The sequence below is a fragment of the Microcystis sp. LE19-8.1F genome, assembly GCF_027531715.1.
GTDB classification, from domain to species: Bacteria; Cyanobacteriota; Cyanobacteriia; order Cyanobacteriales; family Microcystaceae; genus Microcystis; species Microcystis wesenbergii_A.
Genome location: NZ_JAPZSO010000170.1, coordinates 1 through 16,282, shown reverse-complemented (window position 1 = coordinate 16,282; position 16,282 = coordinate 1). Strand labels below are relative to the sequence as shown.

At 44.3% G+C, this 16,282-nt stretch carries 13 protein-coding genes and 1 tRNA gene; 8 read left to right on the top strand and 6 right to left on the bottom strand.

All coding sequences use genetic code 11. The features are described 5' to 3' along the window. Window positions 1-151 precede the first annotated feature (151 nt). Window positions 152-970, bottom strand: coding sequence for a hypothetical protein (locus O9334_RS16435; protein ID WP_288001245.1), 819 nt, complete (start codon window positions 968-970; stop codon window positions 152-154). Between the two features lie 118 nt (window positions 971-1,088). Between O9334_RS16435 and O9334_RS16430 the strand changes: the two genes are divergently transcribed. After that, entirely contained in the window at window positions 1,089-1,232 is a 144-nt protein-coding gene (locus O9334_RS16430) for a type II toxin-antitoxin system RelE/ParE family toxin (RefSeq protein ID WP_004158985.1), read from the top strand. Then, entirely contained in the window at window positions 1,232-1,519 is a 288-nt protein-coding gene (locus tag O9334_RS16425) for a HigA family addiction module antitoxin (RefSeq protein WP_002767514.1), read from the top strand. The genes O9334_RS16430 and O9334_RS16425 overlap by 1 nt, the downstream gene beginning before the upstream one ends. Before the next feature lie 214 nt (window positions 1,520-1,733). On the opposite strand, the gene murB is transcribed toward O9334_RS16425, so the two are convergent. Both murB and murC read right to left on the bottom strand, forming a co-directional pair. Further along, on the bottom strand, window positions 1,734-2,612 hold the full coding sequence (gene murB, locus O9334_RS16420; protein WP_288001243.1) for a UDP-N-acetylmuramate dehydrogenase: 879 nt from the start codon (window positions 2,610-2,612) through the stop codon (window positions 1,734-1,736). A gap of 113 nt (window positions 2,613-2,725) precedes the next feature. After that, window positions 2,726-4,153 (bottom strand): UDP-N-acetylmuramate--L-alanine ligase, encoded by a 1,428-nt coding sequence (gene murC / locus O9334_RS16415; protein ID WP_045359496.1) that lies wholly within the window; start codon window positions 4,151-4,153, stop codon window positions 2,726-2,728. Window positions 4,154-4,609: 456 nt separating this feature from the next. Here murC and O9334_RS16410 point away from each other — a divergent pair, with 456 nt between their 5' ends. Beyond that, window positions 4,610-5,626 (top strand): type I glyceraldehyde-3-phosphate dehydrogenase, encoded by a 1,017-nt coding sequence (locus O9334_RS16410; RefSeq protein ID WP_045359498.1) that lies wholly within the window; start codon window positions 4,610-4,612, stop codon window positions 5,624-5,626. Window positions 5,627-5,631: 5 nt separating this feature from the next. On the opposite strand, the gene O9334_RS16405 is transcribed toward O9334_RS16410, so the two are convergent. Continuing rightward, window positions 5,632-6,408, bottom strand: coding sequence for an ABC transporter permease (locus O9334_RS16405; protein WP_045359500.1), 777 nt, complete (start codon window positions 6,406-6,408; stop codon window positions 5,632-5,634). 126 nt (window positions 6,409-6,534) lie between these two features. Here O9334_RS16405 and O9334_RS16400 point away from each other — a divergent pair, with 126 nt between their 5' ends. Then, window positions 6,535-7,647, top strand: a complete 1,113-nt coding sequence (locus tag O9334_RS16400) for a DegT/DnrJ/EryC1/StrS family aminotransferase (RefSeq protein WP_288001237.1) — start codon at window positions 6,535-6,537, stop codon at window positions 7,645-7,647. Between the two features lie 264 nt (window positions 7,648-7,911). On the opposite strand, the gene hflX is transcribed toward O9334_RS16400, so the two are convergent. Beyond that, the gene (hflX, locus tag O9334_RS16395; protein ID WP_080754295.1) at window positions 7,912-9,615 is read right to left on the bottom strand and encodes a GTPase HflX; all 1,704 of its coding nucleotides are present in this window, start codon (window positions 9,613-9,615) and stop codon (window positions 7,912-7,914) included. A gap of 99 nt (window positions 9,616-9,714) precedes the next feature. Between hflX and O9334_RS16390 the strand changes: the two genes are divergently transcribed. Both O9334_RS16390 and rdgB read left to right on the top strand, forming a co-directional pair. Beyond that, window positions 9,715-10,638, top strand: coding sequence for a class II fructose-bisphosphate aldolase (locus O9334_RS16390; RefSeq protein ID WP_288001232.1), 924 nt, complete (start codon window positions 9,715-9,717; stop codon window positions 10,636-10,638). Window positions 10,639-11,240: 602 nt separating this feature from the next. Further along, complete coding sequence (gene rdgB / locus O9334_RS16385; RefSeq protein ID WP_159293754.1) at window positions 11,241-11,834, top strand: RdgB/HAM1 family non-canonical purine NTP pyrophosphatase; 594 nt, start codon at window positions 11,241-11,243, stop codon at window positions 11,832-11,834. Here rdgB and lipA read toward each other — a convergent pair. Next, the gene (gene lipA, locus O9334_RS16380) at window positions 11,797-12,702 is read right to left on the bottom strand and encodes a lipoyl synthase (protein ID WP_502846545.1); all 906 of its coding nucleotides are present in this window, start codon (window positions 12,700-12,702) and stop codon (window positions 11,797-11,799) included. The genes rdgB and lipA overlap by 38 nt on opposite strands. A 71-nt stretch (window positions 12,703-12,773) precedes the next feature. On the opposite strand from lipA, the gene O9334_RS16375 reads away from it, so the two are divergent. After that, window positions 12,774-12,847, top strand: a tRNA-Pro gene (locus tag O9334_RS16375). Window positions 12,848-12,975: 128 nt separating this feature from the next. Next, a complete protein-coding gene (locus O9334_RS16370) occupies window positions 12,976-15,966 on the top strand; it encodes a type ISP restriction/modification enzyme (protein WP_288001225.1) in 2,991 nt (996 codons plus the stop codon). Window positions 15,967-16,282 lie beyond the last annotated feature (316 nt).

Below are 16,282 nucleotides of genomic sequence, written 5' to 3'. Positions count from 1 at the left end.
GTTCTGGCGATCGCGCCTAAATGGGGTGAGATGCCGAAAGTTGACCCATATCATTACTTTTAGGAGTGTTATACGGAAATTTTCCGTATAATCAATAGTTAGACCGCCAATTCTCGGTTGAGACAGTATGCAAAAGTTGTTTGTGGGGAAGTCATGCTTTTGGTTTTTTTGGGCGAGCGTGAACAGAACTGTTTAGATTCAATCCGCCTGCCATAAAGTTTCCCTCATCAATCATCTCTGGCCATTCAGAATGTTTTATGTCAGTTAAGCGAAGTGGAATCTCAGCAGTCTCTTCTAGCTTGAGATCACGATAGGTTGTTAATTCGTCGAGTCCTTCATATTGTTCTAAATTGCAAACCACGTAAGCTACTGGAAAATATTTAAGGATGCTAAAGGTTCCAAGTTCACTAAATTCACTTAAGTTTCCTCTGACCGCAGGCATAATGACATCACGAACAACCACAATTTCTTCATATGGATAAATCCAGTAAAAAATTTTAATTTCTTCAGGGATCTGAGCTTGATCATCAAACAGAAATTCGCGTATTTTCTGATCAACAACATTATGGTCTATAACTCCCTTCGCTGCAACTAAATGACCAAGAATAGCTCTAATCAATATTGCTGGTTGCGTCTTGTAATGAATCATTGGTGGAACTTCCACAATTGATTTAAGAATCCTGCCTACTCCAAGAGCAAAGCTATTAAGAACTGGGTCGTAGCGACGCCCCAAGCGTGTATTACATTGTTCGCAAAGGGTTCGATACTTCACACCATTCTGTGAAATAGGACGTTTCTGTTCTTCAGGGTGGCCAGTCAAACGTTGTACAATCGTGATCTGCTCAACAGGCTTCAAATCAAAACCTCTCTTTGGTGGGACGTGATCCCAGCTTAGAGAAGCTGATTGTTTACAAATATTGCAAAGACCTACTTTTCCACGCTTTCCTTGATTAATGTAATGAATATCCATTAGACGATTCTAGAATTAGAAGGGTTAGTTTTTACAGCAATTCTAACTCTTAATAAGAATGCATTGCCGTAGCAGCGCGGTCTAACAACCCCAATGCACACCGACTTCACCGCAAGACATGAACTTACCCGGGTTGGTACTTCATGAACTGGCAGGGCAACGTAAAGGAACCTGGACGGTGAGAGTATCTGGAAACTGGCGGATCACTTTCACCTTTGACGGTGTTGATGCTTGTGATGTCGATCTTGAGGACTACCACTGATGAAAATGCATAATCCACCACATCCTGGTGAAGTTCTTAAAGAACTTTGTCTCGAACCTTTGAATCTGACTGTGACTGAGGCTGCTGAAGCATTGGGTGTAAGTCGAAAAACCCTATCTGCCATCTTAAATGGTAGGGCAGGTATTAGCCCCGAAATGGCAATTCGCTTAGGGAAAGCTTTCGATACATCTCCTGAAAGTTGGCTCAATCAGCAAATGCAATACGATCTATGGCAAGCAGAGCAGACAATTGGCAATATCAAAGTCAAACGGCTATCAGTTGTCTAACCAGGGTTTGCAGCCGACGGACTCAACACCCCAGTGCGATGCCGAAGTCACTGCATAGCAGATCGCCGATCGCGTAGGGTGCGTTCCCTAATGCAACTTCTACTGCTCCACCAATAGATTTTTGGGGAACGCACCATGCTAGAGGATTATAAAAATATTTGCCGTCGCACTCCAACCCATCGCGGCTGAGTTCAACCGTTATCGAGAAAAATAGTTAAATCCCGTCAAATTCCCCTAAAACTTTCACCTCTGGTTCTAACCAGAGGGACCAGCGATCGAACACTTGTTCCTGCACATGGCGAATTAAACGCAGAATATCCGAGGCTTTTGCTGAACCAATATTCAGGATAAAATTAGCGTGTAACTCTGATACTTGCGCCCCACCAATTTGATAACCTTTTAATCCCATTTCCTCAATTAAAGCCCCGGCAAATTGCGGTTTAGGATTGCGGAAAACACTACCACAACTAGGACGATCATAGGGTTGGGTACTTTTGCGATGGAGTAAATTATGGGTAGTAATTGCCATTATTTCCTCGCGATTATCGGTAGCTTCTAACTGAAATGTAGCTTCGACAACTAAACGTTGATTCCCTTGCAGAGAAGAACTGCGATAACTATAATTTAAATCTTCTTTGCTTAAAGTTTCTAACTGACCATCGGGATTTAATACCAGCGCCCGCACTAATCGATCCGCCACACAGGAGGTGTGCGCCCCCGCATTCATCACCACAGCCCCCCCCACCGTACCGGGGATACCCACCGCCCATTCTAGGCCCCTCCAGCCCCTTTTTGCCGCTCTCCAAGCTATTTTTGGCAGGGGTTCCCCCGCCGCTGCTGTAATCGTAGCAGTTTCGGCATCAAAACAACTCGATCGCAGATGGCGAGTATTGAGAACAAGTCCGGGTAAACCTCGATCGCTGATTAGTAAATTTGAACCAGCCCCCAAAACAGTCAAGGGTAAATCTTGCGATCGCACCCAAGCGAACACTTCTCTTAATTCCTCTAGATTAACTGGTTCGGCATACCATTGCGCTCTTCCCCCCACCCGGTAGGAAGTGAAATCAGCTAGAGAAACAGAGGATTTAATCATAGGGTTTTAGGGGGTTGGGGAGCATTTTCAGTGAACAGTAATCAGTAATCAGTAAACATAATAACTGATAACTAATAACTGATAACTGATAACTGATAACTGATAACTGACTCCTATACTCTAACTGCTAATTGTTCGCGGTAAAGAGAGAGCATTTCGGGGATAACTTGATTGAGATTGCCAGCACCGAGGAAGAGGGCTAGATCCCCTGGTTGGAGAATTTCTAGCAGGAATTGACCTAAAGAACTCAATTCAGGGTGATAGTAGGCGTTTTTATGGTGTTTTCTCACCTGTTCGACCACTTGCTGCCCGGTGACGTGATTGATATTCACTTCCCCAGCACTATAAATATCCGTTAAGACTACCACATCGGCGGAACTGAAAGCGGAGCCGAATTCCTCTAAAAAGGCAGTGGTGCGACTGTAGCGATGGGGTTGGAAAATAGCGATCGAACGTTGGTACTGTTTGCCTTCTACCTTCAATTTTGCCGCCGCTAACGTGGCCAACAATTCGCTAGGATGGTGGGCATAATCATCGATAAAGGTGATGCCGTTTGCTTCTCCCTTGTGTTCAAAACGGCGTTTTGCTCCGGCAAAAGTAGCGATCGCATCGGCAATAACAGCAAATTCTAAACCGAGATAACGTCCGATGGCCACCACTGCCAAAGCATTGCTAATATTATGTTGCCCTGGGATTTTCACTTCCATTTGTCCCAGATAACTGCCCTTTTCCCAGACGGCAGCTTTCATCATTCCCTGTTCATAGATAATCTCGCTGACGGTGTAATCGGCACCTTTTTCGGGATCGAGACTATAACTGATTGTCGGACGGAAATGCTCGGCGATCGTGTCACAATCTAAACAAGCGACTAAAATCTGGCACTGATTGGCAAATTCATGGAAAGTATCGATAACTTCGCTTAAATTATGGTAATGATCCGGGTGATCTAGCTCAATATTAGTGATTACGCCGATTTTCGGGGCGTGTTTGGTTAGGGAACCATCGGACTCATCGGCCTCTGCCACCAAAAAACGACCTTGACCAAGACGAGCGTTACCTTCCCAAGCGTCCACCTCACCACCGACAATGATCGTGGGGTCTAATCCCGCTTCTAACAAAACGTAACCGATGAGGCTGCTAGTGGTGGTTTTGCCGTGGGTGCCAGCGACGGCGATACTGTCGTAATCAGCTATTAAAGCCGCTAAAACGTCGCTACGGTGAAAAATTGGGTATCCTAAGTCTCTGGCCGCTTGATATTCCTTGTTATGGTCATTAATCGCCGTGGAGCAGATTACTTGCGGAACTGTTTGGCTACTGTTTTGAGGGACCGGAGAATGAAATACAGCTAAATTATTGGCCTCTTGACGGTGGAAAATGTGCGCTCCCGCTCCCTGTAGCCTTTGGGTGATATGAGTAGGACGTAAATCGGAGCCAGACACGGGTAAATTGCGTTTGGCTAAGATATAAGCGAGGGCTGACATCCCAATGCCGCCAATACCGATAAAATGGAAAGGTTGGCCGTTAAAATTAACTTTTTTCACTGTTTTCACTCCTCAGACCCACGATTATATAAGTTTTAAACTCGATCGGTAGTAAAGTCAACCTCATGATAGGGGCATTTGAGCAGAATGCCAAAATGTTGCCCAGTCACCTTGCAAAATCCTTGACGCAGAATTAATTTTTTTTCTCCCAATTCCTTTTTTTTGGGAGTGGGAAGTGGGAAGTGGGGTGTGGGGTTTGGGTGTGGGGTGTAGGGTGTGGAGTGTGGGTGTGGGGTGTGGGGTGTGGGGAGAATCAATAAAAATAATCTCCTGTCTCGGAGTCTCCTGTCTCGGAGTCTCCTGTCTCGGAGTCTCCTGTCTCCTATCTCCTGTCTCCTGAATGGTGAGCTAATAAATTATTTCCGATCGGGATCGTAAAGTTCAACCTTTAAGGTATGATTGGGAACATTAATTATTTTTTTATGTATTGCACTAAAACGTAGAGGGCAAGCAGCAGTGATTAGAGTAGCGATCAATGGTTTCGGACGGATTGGACGTAATTTCCTAAGATGTTGGTTAGGACGGACTAATAGTGGCTTGGAGGTAGTGGGGATCAATGATACATCCGATCCCCGTAGTAACGCTCACCTGCTCAAATATGACTCGATGTTAGGCAAACTTAACGCTAATATCGATGCCGATGATAATTCTTTAATTGTTAACGGTAAAACCATTAAATGTTATTCCGATCGCAATCCCCTCAATCTGCCCTGGGCAGAATGGGGTGTAGATCTAGTGATCGAAGCTACCGGTGTTTTCGTCGATGAAGAGGGTGCTTCTAAGCATATTGTCGCAGGAGCTAAAAAAGTCCTCATTACCGCACCGGGTAAGGGTGCGGGTGTGGGAACCTATGTGGTTGGTGTCAACGCTCACGAATACGAACACGATAAATACAACGTCATCAGTAATGCCAGTTGTACCACCAACTGTCTTGCTCCTGTCGTCAAAGTGATTCACGAAAACTTCGGCATCATCAAAGGGACGATGACCACCACCCACAGTTACACTGGTGATCAACGGATTCTGGATGCTAGTCACCGGGATCTGCGTCGCGCTCGCGCCGCCGCCGTTAACATCGTTCCCACCTCCACCGGCGCCGCTAAAGCTGTAGCCTTAGTTATCCCCGACATGAAAGGGAAACTTAACGGTATCGCCCTGCGGGTACCCACTCCTAACGTTTCTGTGGTGGATTTAGTGGCGCAAGTGGAAAAAAGCACGATCGCGGAACAGGTAAACGAAGTCCTCAAAGAAGCTTCGGAAAATTCTTTGAAAGGAATTCTCGAATATAATGATTTACCCCTCGTTTCCTCTGATTATCGCGGTGTTGATGCTTCCTCGATCATCGATGCTAGTCTAACGATGGTGATGGGTGGCGATATGGTGAAAGTTATCGCTTGGTACGATAACGAATGGGGTTACTCCCAACGGGTGGTTGATCTCGCTGAAGTCGTCGCCAGCAAGTGGAAAGGCTAAATCAGTTAACTGAGCAGTGACAAATTCTCACTGAAAAAGCGCCGATAGATTCCCTCTGTCACCAATTGAGCGGTGATTAGGTTAGCTAGGGCAATCATAAACAGGATCAGTATCTGGTAGGAAGCGGCGTTTAAAGGTTCACTTCCTGCCAATACCTGTCCGGTGAACATTCCGGGTAAACTGACTAAACCCACCACCATCATCTGATTGAGGGTGGGGATTAAACTAGCTCGAATCGCTTCTTTTTGGTAAGATGCGATCGCTTGTTGAGGGGTTGCCCCTAAACAAAGATGGGTTTCGATTTCCAAACGGTGACTTTTAATCGTACTGCTTAATCTTTCCCCGGCTAAAGAGGCACTGTTCATCGCTTGCCCTAACACCATTCCCGTCAAGGGAATCAAGTATTGGGGTGAGTACCATTGTTCTGGTTGAATAATTAAAGCGATCGCATAACCTAAAGTTAGACAGCTACTAATTAATAAAGAGCCGAAAACTAGCGGTAATAGGGCTTTATCCCGGCTATCGATGCGATTTTTAGCAACAATAGTCGCAATAGTCATCATCACTGCCAAAATCCCCAGCACTGCTAGAGGATTATCGAGGGAAAAAATAACGGCGATAACGTAGCCTACCACTAATAATTGCAGGATCGATCGACCGGTCGCTAATAATAATTGTCCCTCTAGAGCTAAATTTGACCAACGGGAGAGGAGTAAACAAATACCCATCATCCCCAAAGCCCAACCCAAATCCACCAGATTTAGTTCTACTAATCCATCCATAAAAATAAAAGAAACAAATTAAAAGGACACTTCATCTATAAATAGCAAGTTTATAATTATTTTTGACTAATTATTGCTTTTTTTCGCCGACAAATCCCGATTAGTCTCTAATTTGAGTGAAAGCGCGTGAGTACAATTCCCCCCGTCGATTTATCCCGTCAATACCAAGTCATCAGCCAAGAAGCTAACCATGCCGTTTTAGAAATCCTCCGTTCTGGGCGCTATATTGGTGGCGAAGCTGTGAGCGAATTAGAACGACAATTTGCCCTCTATCATGGTGTTAGCGATTGTGTCGCCTGTAATTCGGGAACCGATGCCCTTTATCTGGCACTGCGCGCCCTCGGTATTCAAGCGGGGGATGAAGTAATTACTTCTACTTTTTCGTTTATTGCCACCGCCGAAGCGATTAATTTAGTCGGGGCAGTGCCGGTTTTTGTCGATATCGATATTAATACTTTTAACCTCGATGTGGCACTGTTGGAAAAAGCGCTTACTCCCCAAACTAAGGCTATTATTCCAGTACACCTTTTTGGGCAATCTGTCAATATGTCTGAGGTGGTAAATTTCGCTCGTTCTCATAATTTATTGGTGATTGAGGATTGCGCTCAGGCAACGGGAGCAGAATGGCATGGGCAGAAAGTGGGGAGTATCGGCGATATTGGCTGTTTTAGCTTCTTTCCCACCAAAAATTTAGGCGGTTGTGGCGATGGTGGGGCTGTCACCACTAATAACCCTGAGTTAGCGGCACAAATTCGCATGATTAAAGAACACGGCAGCAAGGTGCGTTATCTCCACGAGGTAATCGGGGTGAATAGCCGCTTAGATGCCATTCAAGCGGTTATTTTGCAAATTAAGCTGAAATACCTCGATTTTTGGAATAATCAACGGATCGAGATTGCCCAACGTTATCGGGAATTACTGCAACCTTTGCCTAATATCACTTTACCTGCCGCTTTAGCCGGGGGTAAGCACGTTTGGAATCAGTACACAATCCTAACGGAAAATCGTGACCAAATTCGGGCGGCTTTGCAGGAAAAAGATGTCTTATCTATGGTTTATTATCCGATTCCCCTACATTTACAGCCGGTTTATCAGTATTTAGGCTATAAAAAAGGTGATTTACCCGTGGCTGAATTGGCCAGTGAAAAAGTGTTATCTTTACCTATGTTTCCCGATTTAAGCTTTGAGGAACAACAACAGGTAGCCTATGCGCTGAAAGATTGTTTGCATAGTTACTAAGTTATCAGTGGGAATTAGGAATTAGGAATTAGGAATTATGAATGAAGTGGGGAGAATAAATAAAAATAATCTCCTGAATACTGACTCCTGACGACCGGCTACTGACTCCTAACCCCACCAACAGACTTATTCAGCCAACCCTACTTAAGTAGGTAGGCACAATTATTTGTAGGATGGGTTAGCGGTAGCGTAACATAATCGGGCGTTGGGTTTCATGCTTCAACCCAACCTACGTTCATTTTATATTTAATTCCACCCACCTACCTAAGCGGTTAAATCGATTAACTTTTGTTTTAAAGTTTCCAATCCTAGCCGCCGAATAGCCGAGATAAAAACAGCTTGGGGATATTTTTCCTTAGCTATTTCCAAATCGTCGCTTTTTACCTGATCCAACTTATTAAACACCATTAACATTGGACCAGTTTGAATCGGCATCTCCGAGAGGATTTTTAACACCGAGGCAATCTGACTTTCCCAAGCTGGATGGGAGAGATCCACCAGATGGAGTAAGGCGTCTGCTTCCGTTACTTCCTCCAAAGTTGCCCGAAAAGCATCCACCAGCGAGGGGGGTAATTCATGGATAAAACCCACCGTATCGGTTAGTAAGAGGGGGTGAGATGCTTGGGTGAGGGGATCGGTAATAGTTAAGCGTCGGGTGGTGGGATCGAGGGTAGCAAACAGTTGATCGGCGGTATAAACTTCGGCAGCGGTGAGAGCATTAATTAAAGTAGATTTTCCCGCATTGGTGTAACCGACGATCGCCACACTGGCTACCTCTTGTTTTTGCCGTTGTTTGCGTAAACGGGAACGATGAGCTTGCAGTTGATCCACCTCATCCTGGAGACGGGATAAACGACGTTGAATAGTTCGGCGTTCTGTTTCTAATTTTGTCTCCCCCGGTCCGCGAGTGCCAATTCCTCCCCCTAATCTCGACATGGCTAATCCGCGCCCGGTGAGACGCGGTAAAGTGTATTCTAATTGGGCTAATTCTACCTGTAGTTTACCCGCTTGGGATTGGGCCCGTTGGGCGAAAATGTCCAGGATCACCTCGGTGCGATCGACCACTCTCACCCCGATTTGGTTCTCTAGATTGCGAATTTGGGCGGGAGAAAGATCCCGATTGAATACAACTAAATTAGCCCCGGAAGTTTGCACCTGTAGGGCGATTTCTGCCACTTTTCCCGAACCGATCACTGTTTGAGGATGGGGATGATCCCGTTTTTGTCGGGTGACTTGCAAAACTTTGCCCCCGGCGGTATCAACTAAACGTTCTAATTCGCTTAAACCGTCCTCGAACTGGCGATCGCTCATATTGTCGGTCATTAAACCAACCAATAGCACCCGATCTTCGGCTGTATCAACGGTTATAGCGGTAAATTCGCGCTGAAACTCCGCCTCTAGTCCTTCCACTAACTCTAAAAAGTCCTGTTTGCTTAAATCCTCTAGATTTAAGGGCGGGGAGACAGACCAGTATATATTACTATTGACATTTGTTTGACTTTGTGGTATGAGATGCGCCAGATAGACCTGCTCCACATAACCGGTCGCCCCACCACCGCGACGGATCATGCCTGTGCCGGTTAGGGTTAAGATCACCAGTGCGTCTAATCTTTGCAGAGCCATGGCGGTTAAACTGGATTCTTTTGGCGGTTCCTGCTTGAGTTCCGTGGCGATACAACGAATTCCGCAAAGACGTTCGGAACCGTAGCGGGGTAGTTCCAAGAGAGAAAATTGGGTTTGTCGGGGGGTTCCCACTCCCACACGAATTACCTGGCCGCGACGGTTGATATAAGTGCAGAGGGGTTGATGAATATCGGTACTAATAGCCGCCAGTCTTTGGGCGAATTCTGGGGTGGTGAGAGTATCGATGGGTAAGCGTTCATGGTACAGCCTTTGTAGCTGTTTCATCTGACTGGCTTTCAGTCCCTGGGTATTGCCGAAGATGGTATCGATAGGCTTTCCTCGCAATTAGGATTTTATGTATTATTGTAGCGATTTTGACCATGGCTGCCCTTTTATTTGTCCTCTAGAAGCCAGCCCTAATTAAGGTAAAATTGGGCAGTATCAATGGTTATTTTCCATATTATGCTCGCTTCTACTCAGGAACTCCTCGAAACCGCTCGCAAAAATATCTATGCGATCGGAGCTTTTAATGTTTATAACCTAGAAGGAGTCAAAGCGGTGATTAGTGCCGCCGAGGATTGCCGTAGTCCCGCTATGTTGCAAATTCACCCCAGCGCTTTGCGTTATGGCAGTTCTACCCTCGTCGCTCTCTGTTTAGAGGCCGCTCGCTCGGCCAAGGTTCCTATCTCGGTCCATCTTGACCATAGCACTAAAGCCAGCGACATCTACGAGGCCCTAGAAGCGGGGATGACCTCAATTATGGCCGATGGCTCTCATCTTCCCTACCAAGATAATCTCGCTTTTACCAAAGAAATGACCCGTCTAGCTCACGAATACGGGGCTGTGGTGGAGGCAGAAATCGGCCGAATTAGCGGCACTGAGGACGGGTTAACTATTGCCGAAAAAGAGGCTAAAATGACAGATCCAGAGCAAGCAGTGCAATTTGTGGAAGCGACGGGAGTGGATTCTCTGGCCGTAACTATCGGTAATGTCCATGGCGAGTACAAAAGTCCGCCCCGTCTCGATTTCGATCGCCTGGACCGGATTCGACAACTTCTGTCTATTCCCCTAGTTTTACACGGTGCTTCCGGTTTACCCCCAGAAATGATCGGGCGATCGATCCAGTTAGGAGTCTGCAAATTTAATGTTAATACGGAAGTGCGTCAAGCCTATATGCAGTCCCTGAAACGGGAAATTTGCGGGCCAGAGGATAAGGATTTATTAGAAATCGCAGGAGAGGCAATTTCCGCAATGAAATCGGTAATTATCGACAAATTAACCCTTTTTGGTGCTGTCAATAAGGCCCACCTCCACGAAACTCCCTACGCTCAAATGTTAGCGGGACTATCAGTTATCAGTAAACAGTAATCAGTTATCAGTTATCAGTAAACAGTTATCAGTTATCAGTAGATATCTGCAATTCACTGAAAAAATACGGGTTAATCAACCAGAAAGACTTTTAGTCTTGAGATAATATTAAGTAGGGTCTGCTGAAAAAGTACGGGCGAAGCATTCGGATAGAAAATCTACGGTTTCACCGATAGGTTATTGCCCGAATGCTTCGCCCCTACAGGACACGGGCCGATGAAGACGCAAGGTTTTGAACGAAGATTCTCTCAAAATCTTGCACCTGTGAGAGCAAAACAGAACCCTAAAACCCTTACCTCGTCTATATTTCACATTTATTCAGCAAGCCCTAAGTAGGTAGGTATTAAAAACTTTCCCCTTATTAAGGGGGGATCGGCACCCCCCTTATCAAGGGGAGATCCCCCCGCCTATCGGCACCCCCCTTATCAAGGGGAGATCCCCCCGCCTATCGGCACCCCCCTTATCAAGGGGGGCAGGGGGGATCGAACCTAAAATCCATTTTTAATTTAATTATAACCAGCTACTTAGCTGGAGGTCTAGTAAGCTGAAACCTCATATTTGATAACTGGTAACTGATCACTGATCACTGAGATAAAATGCCGATGAAAAAATTAATTCTAGCCACGAGTAACCCGGGTAAATTAGCAGAGATAGGGGAATACTTAACCGATATCGACCTAGAATTGCAGTTAAAACCCGATGATTTAGAGATAGAGGAAACAGGGGCGACTTTTGCCGAAAATGCCTATTTAAAAGCTGCTCAAATTGCCCTAACATTGGGAGAATGGTCGATCGCCGATGATTCGGGATTGGAAGTAACCGGGTTAGGAAATGCCCCGGGGATTTACTCGGCCCGCTATGGTAAAAATGATCGAGAAAGAATCGATCGCCTCGTCAGAGAATTAGGAGATAATCAGGATCGTTCGGCCCGTTTTGTCTGTGTAATTGCGATCGCCCGTCCCGATGGTGAGATTGCCTTGAGCGCCACAGGAATCTGCACGGGAGAAATTTTAACCAGTCCTAGGGGTGAGGGTGGTTTTGGTTACGATCCGATTTTTTATGTCCCCGAATACGCTTTAACCTTTGCGGAAATGTCTCCCGAATTAAAAAGAAAAATTAGCCACCGAGGACGAGCTTTTGAGCAATTGCTGCCCCATCTCAAGACTCTCGCGGGTACAAATTCATTAAGGCTCTGACTTGTTCAGCATGATAAGAGCTTCTTGTCAAGGGACTCGCAACAATTTGTAAAAATCCCAGAGATTCCCCGTATTCGCGCCAAGCGTGGAACTGTTCGGGGGTGATAAATTCCTGGACACCGAGATGTTTTGACGATGGTTGCAGATACTGCCCGATGGTGAGAATATCACAATCGACGGCCCGTAAATCGCGCATTACTTGCCGCACTTCCTCGTCGGTTTCCCCCAATCCCACCATAATGCCCGATTTTGTGTAGGTAGCGGGAACAATGGCGCGAGCGCGCTGCAATAATTCTAGGGAACGCTGGTAATCACCCTGGGGACGCACGCGACGATAGAGACGGGGAACAGTTTCGGTATTGTGGTTTAAAACTTCAGGTTTAGCGGCAAGAATTGCAGCTAAAGCCTGCCAATTGCCACAAAGATCGGGAATCAGCACTTCGATGGTGGTTTTTGGGGAAATGCGGCGAATTTCCTCGATACAACGGACAAATTGACTAGCACCCCCATCAGCCAAATCATCGCGATTGACAGAAGTGATCACTACATGATTAAGATCAAGACGTTGCACGGCTGCCGCTAGTCGCAGGGGTTCCGTGGAGTCTAAAGGTTGGGGTTTTTTCTCAAAATCGATGTCACAGTAAGGACAGGCGCGAGTGCAAGCAGGACCCATAATTAAAAAGGTAGCCGTCCCCGCGTGGAAACATTCGCCGATATTGGGACAGGAAGCCTCCTCACAAACGGTATTTAAGCCTAAATCGCGTAAAACCTCCTTAACACTGCCGACTCGCTGCCATTGCGGTGCTTTTACCCGTAACCACTCTGGTTTGACCGTCACGCCTGAACTACTCCGATAATTTTTGCCTATATCTGTAATATCCTAGCAAGTCTCGACCCACTCAAGGCAGAATATGCTATGATGATTTAGCTAAAAAATTTCGGGATGTAGCGCAGCTTGGTAGCGCACTTCGTTCGGGACGAAGGGGCCGCAGGTTCGAATCCTGTCATCCCGATTAAAGACAATCAAGGGTAGATCCCCCCGCCTATCGGCACCCCCCTTATCAAGGGGGGCAGGGGGGATCAGAGTCCAAAATCTATCTTCTATTTGATTATAACTACTTAATTTACCTCCTCTAAGCCCATGTCTAGATTATTAATCAGCCAGTATCAGGCGGAAGTTGAGAAGATTGTCCAATATGGCGGTAGTCGCAAGGAAACTTCGATTAGAGTCGCTTTTCAGAATTTGTTAAATGACTATTGCAAGGCGCGGGATTTTTTGTTAATTCCGGAGTTGGATTATCGCACTAAGTCGGGAAAAGTTGTCTATCCTGACGGGACGGTAAAGGATGCTTTACGGTTAGATTGGGGATATTGGGAAAGTAAGGATCAATACGATAATTTAGACGAAGAAATTGAGAAAAAGTTAGCGAAAGGCTACCCTAATGACAATATTTTATTTGAAGACTCCCAGACGGCGGTTTTAATTCAAGGAGGAGAGGAAAGACTGCGCGTCTCCATGCGCGATGATGAGGCTTTGGATGGGATTATTAATGCTTTTATTAATTATGTACGTCCGGAGGTTGAGGATTTTCGAGAGGCGATTGATAGTTTTAAGGAAGATTTACCAACAATTTTAGAAGCGTTGCGGGGTTTAATTGCGTTGCAGTCGGAGACGAATCGGAATTTTGTGACAGCGCGGGACAAATTTTTAGAGATTTGTCGCAAGTCAATCAATCCAGAAATTAGTCTGGAAGATGTGCGAGAGATGATTATTCAGCATATTCTGACAGAGGATATTTTTATCAATATTTTTAATGAGTCCCAATTTCACCGGGAAAATAATATCGCTAGGGAATTACAGGGAGTGATTGAAACTTTCTTTACTGGTAATACCAAGCGCAATACTTTAGGGACTATTGAACGTTATTATGCGGTAATTCGGCGGACGGCGGCGAATATTTATAACCACCACGAGAAGCAGAAGTTTCTCAAGGCGATTTATGAGAATTTTTATAAAGCATACAATCCGAAAGCGGCGGACCGGTTGGGAATTGTCTATACACCCAATGAAATTGTCCGTTTTATGATTGAAAGTGTCGATTATTTAGTCCACAAGCATTTTAGGAAGTTGTTGGCGGATCCAGGAGTAGAAATTTTAGATCCGGCGACGGGGACAGGAACTTTTGTAACGGAGTTGATTGAGTATTTACCGAAGGATAAGTTACGGTACAAGTATAAGCATGAGATGCACTGTAATGAGGTGGCAATTCTGCCTTATTATATTGCTAATTTGAATATTGAGTTCACCTATAAGCAGAAGATGGGTGAGTATGAAGAGTTTGAGCATATCTGTTTTGTGGATACCCTGGACCATGCTTCTTCTAATATCAAGCAGATGGATTTGTTTGCCATGTCGGCGGAGAATACCCAACGGATTCACAATCAAAATGACCGCAATATTTCTGTAATTATTGGTAATCCTCCTTATAATGCCAAGCAGGAGAATTTTAATCAAGGTAATGCAAATCGAAGTTATGAAGAGATTGACAAGCGCATTAAATATAGTTATGTCAAAGAAGGTAAGGCACAGAATCAAATTGTCGTCTATGATATGTACACTCGTTTTATTCGTTGGGCTTCGGATCGATTAAATAAAAATGGTATCATTGCTTTTGTATCTAACTCTTCTTTTATCGATGCGTTGGCTTATGATGGATTTAGAAAAGTAGTTGCCGACGAGTTTAATGAGATTTGGATTGTTGATGCGAAAGGAAATGCACGAAATAGCGGGGAAAGGAGACGAAGAGAGGGGGGTAATGTTTTCAGCGACAAGATTAAAGTAGGAATTGCTGTCTATTTTCTTGTCAGGAATCAGGAATCCGAAGGCTTTAAGATTTTTTATAATGCTATTCAAGATTATGCAAAAGCCGAAGAGAAACAAGAATATTTTCGGGAAAATACTCTTGATAAATTAAGTTTCCAGCATATCATCCCAGATAAAAAACATAATTGGCTCAATCAATCAGATAATGACTTTAATCAACTGCTACCTTTGATTGATAAGGAGGTAAAAAGTGGCAAGTCTGAGAAAGCTGTGTTTAAGTTGTTTTCGTCAGGACTTAAAACTCAGCGAGATGAGTGGGTTTATGACTTTTCAAGAGATACGCTAGAAGCAAAGATGAGGTTTTTTGTCGATGTTTATCAGAGAACTTTTAAAGATGAAAATTATCAAGGAAGAAATCAGATTAAGTGGGATGGTGATTTAACTCAATATCTTAGCCGTAAGATATTTAAAAAGTTTGACAATGAAAGTATTTTGATAAGTATTTATCGTCCATACATTAAACAATGGCTTTACTTTGACAAGCATTTCAATGGAAGGACTTATCAATGGTATGGAATCTACAAAAATACTGATGATCTATATATATGTTTATCTGGAATTGGGTTTTCAAAACCATTTCATTGTTTATCTACTAACTTAATCACTTGTCTTGATTGTCTTGAAAAAACTCAATGTCTCCCCCTCTACTACTACGACAAAGAAGGAAACCGTATCGACAATATCACCGATTGGGGATTGCAACAATTCCAAAAACATTACAACGATAAAACCATCACCAAACTCGATATCTTCCACTACACTTATGCAGTCCTTCACTACCCTGAATATCGCAGTAAATACGAATTAAATCTTAAGCGAGAATTTCCGCGACTTCCCTTTTATGATAACTTCTCTCAATGGGTAGAATGGGGAAGCAAACTAATGGAATTACACATCAACTATGAAACCGTCGCACCCTACCCACTAACCCGCATTGATACTAATAATAACCTCAAACCCAAAACCAAACTAAAAGCTGACCGAGAAAAAAATTCCATCAACCTCGACGATATCACCTTCCTACAAGATATTCCCAAAATTGCCTGGGAATATAAACTCGGTAATCGTTCGGCCCTAGAATGGATTTTAGATCAATATAAGGAAAAGAAACCCAAAGATAAAACCATCGCCGAAAGATTTAATAACTATCGCTTTGCCGATTATAAAGAAACAGTAATTGACTTACTACAAAGAGTCTGTACTGTCAGCGTCGAAACCATGAAAATAATAGAAGCGATGAGACATTAAAAAGATTGCGGCTTTTCGTCCCTCTTATTCTCGGACCTTCCCTCCCATTCAGAACCGTACATGAGACTTTCACCTTTTATGGCTCCTAAGTACCTAAGCAAAATTAATTACACATATCTGCCTTTTGCATGAGTGCCTTTCTTCACTAGGAAATTTATTTTGCACGACTACTTAGTTTGAAAGTCTTGCTAGAAACCAGTTTTAGGGACAAGTATAATTACTCACTTGCATAAATGAGATGCTCCCTGTATTGTTAACTAAAACTGAGCGACCAAAAAATGCCATCTAAAAAATATATTGTGGATTTAACCCCATC

Bases quoted from the DNA above. Each gene is read 5' to 3' on its own strand.
- O9334_RS16435 (WP_288001245.1), bottom strand. From the start codon at position 970: ATGGATATTCATTACATTAATCAAGGAAAGCGTGGAAAAGTAGGTCTT.
- O9334_RS16430 (WP_004158985.1), top strand. From the start codon at position 1,089: ATGAACTTACCCGGGTTGGTACTTCATGAACTGGCAGGGCAACGTAAA.
- O9334_RS16425 (WP_002767514.1), top strand. From the start codon at position 1,232: ATGAAAATGCATAATCCACCACATCCTGGTGAAGTTCTTAAAGAACTT.
- murB (WP_288001243.1), bottom strand. From the start codon at position 2,612: ATGATTAAATCCTCTGTTTCTCTAGCTGATTTCACTTCCTACCGGGTG.
- O9334_RS16405 (WP_045359500.1), bottom strand. From the start codon at position 6,408: ATGGATGGATTAGTAGAACTAAATCTGGTGGATTTGGGTTGGGCTTTG.
- O9334_RS16390 (WP_288001232.1), top strand. From the start codon at position 9,715: ATGGTTATTTTCCATATTATGCTCGCTTCTACTCAGGAACTCCTCGAA.
- rdgB (WP_159293754.1), top strand. From the start codon at position 11,241: ATGAAAAAATTAATTCTAGCCACGAGTAACCCGGGTAAATTAGCAGAG.
- O9334_RS16370 (WP_288001225.1), top strand. From the start codon at position 12,976: ATGTCTAGATTATTAATCAGCCAGTATCAGGCGGAAGTTGAGAAGATT.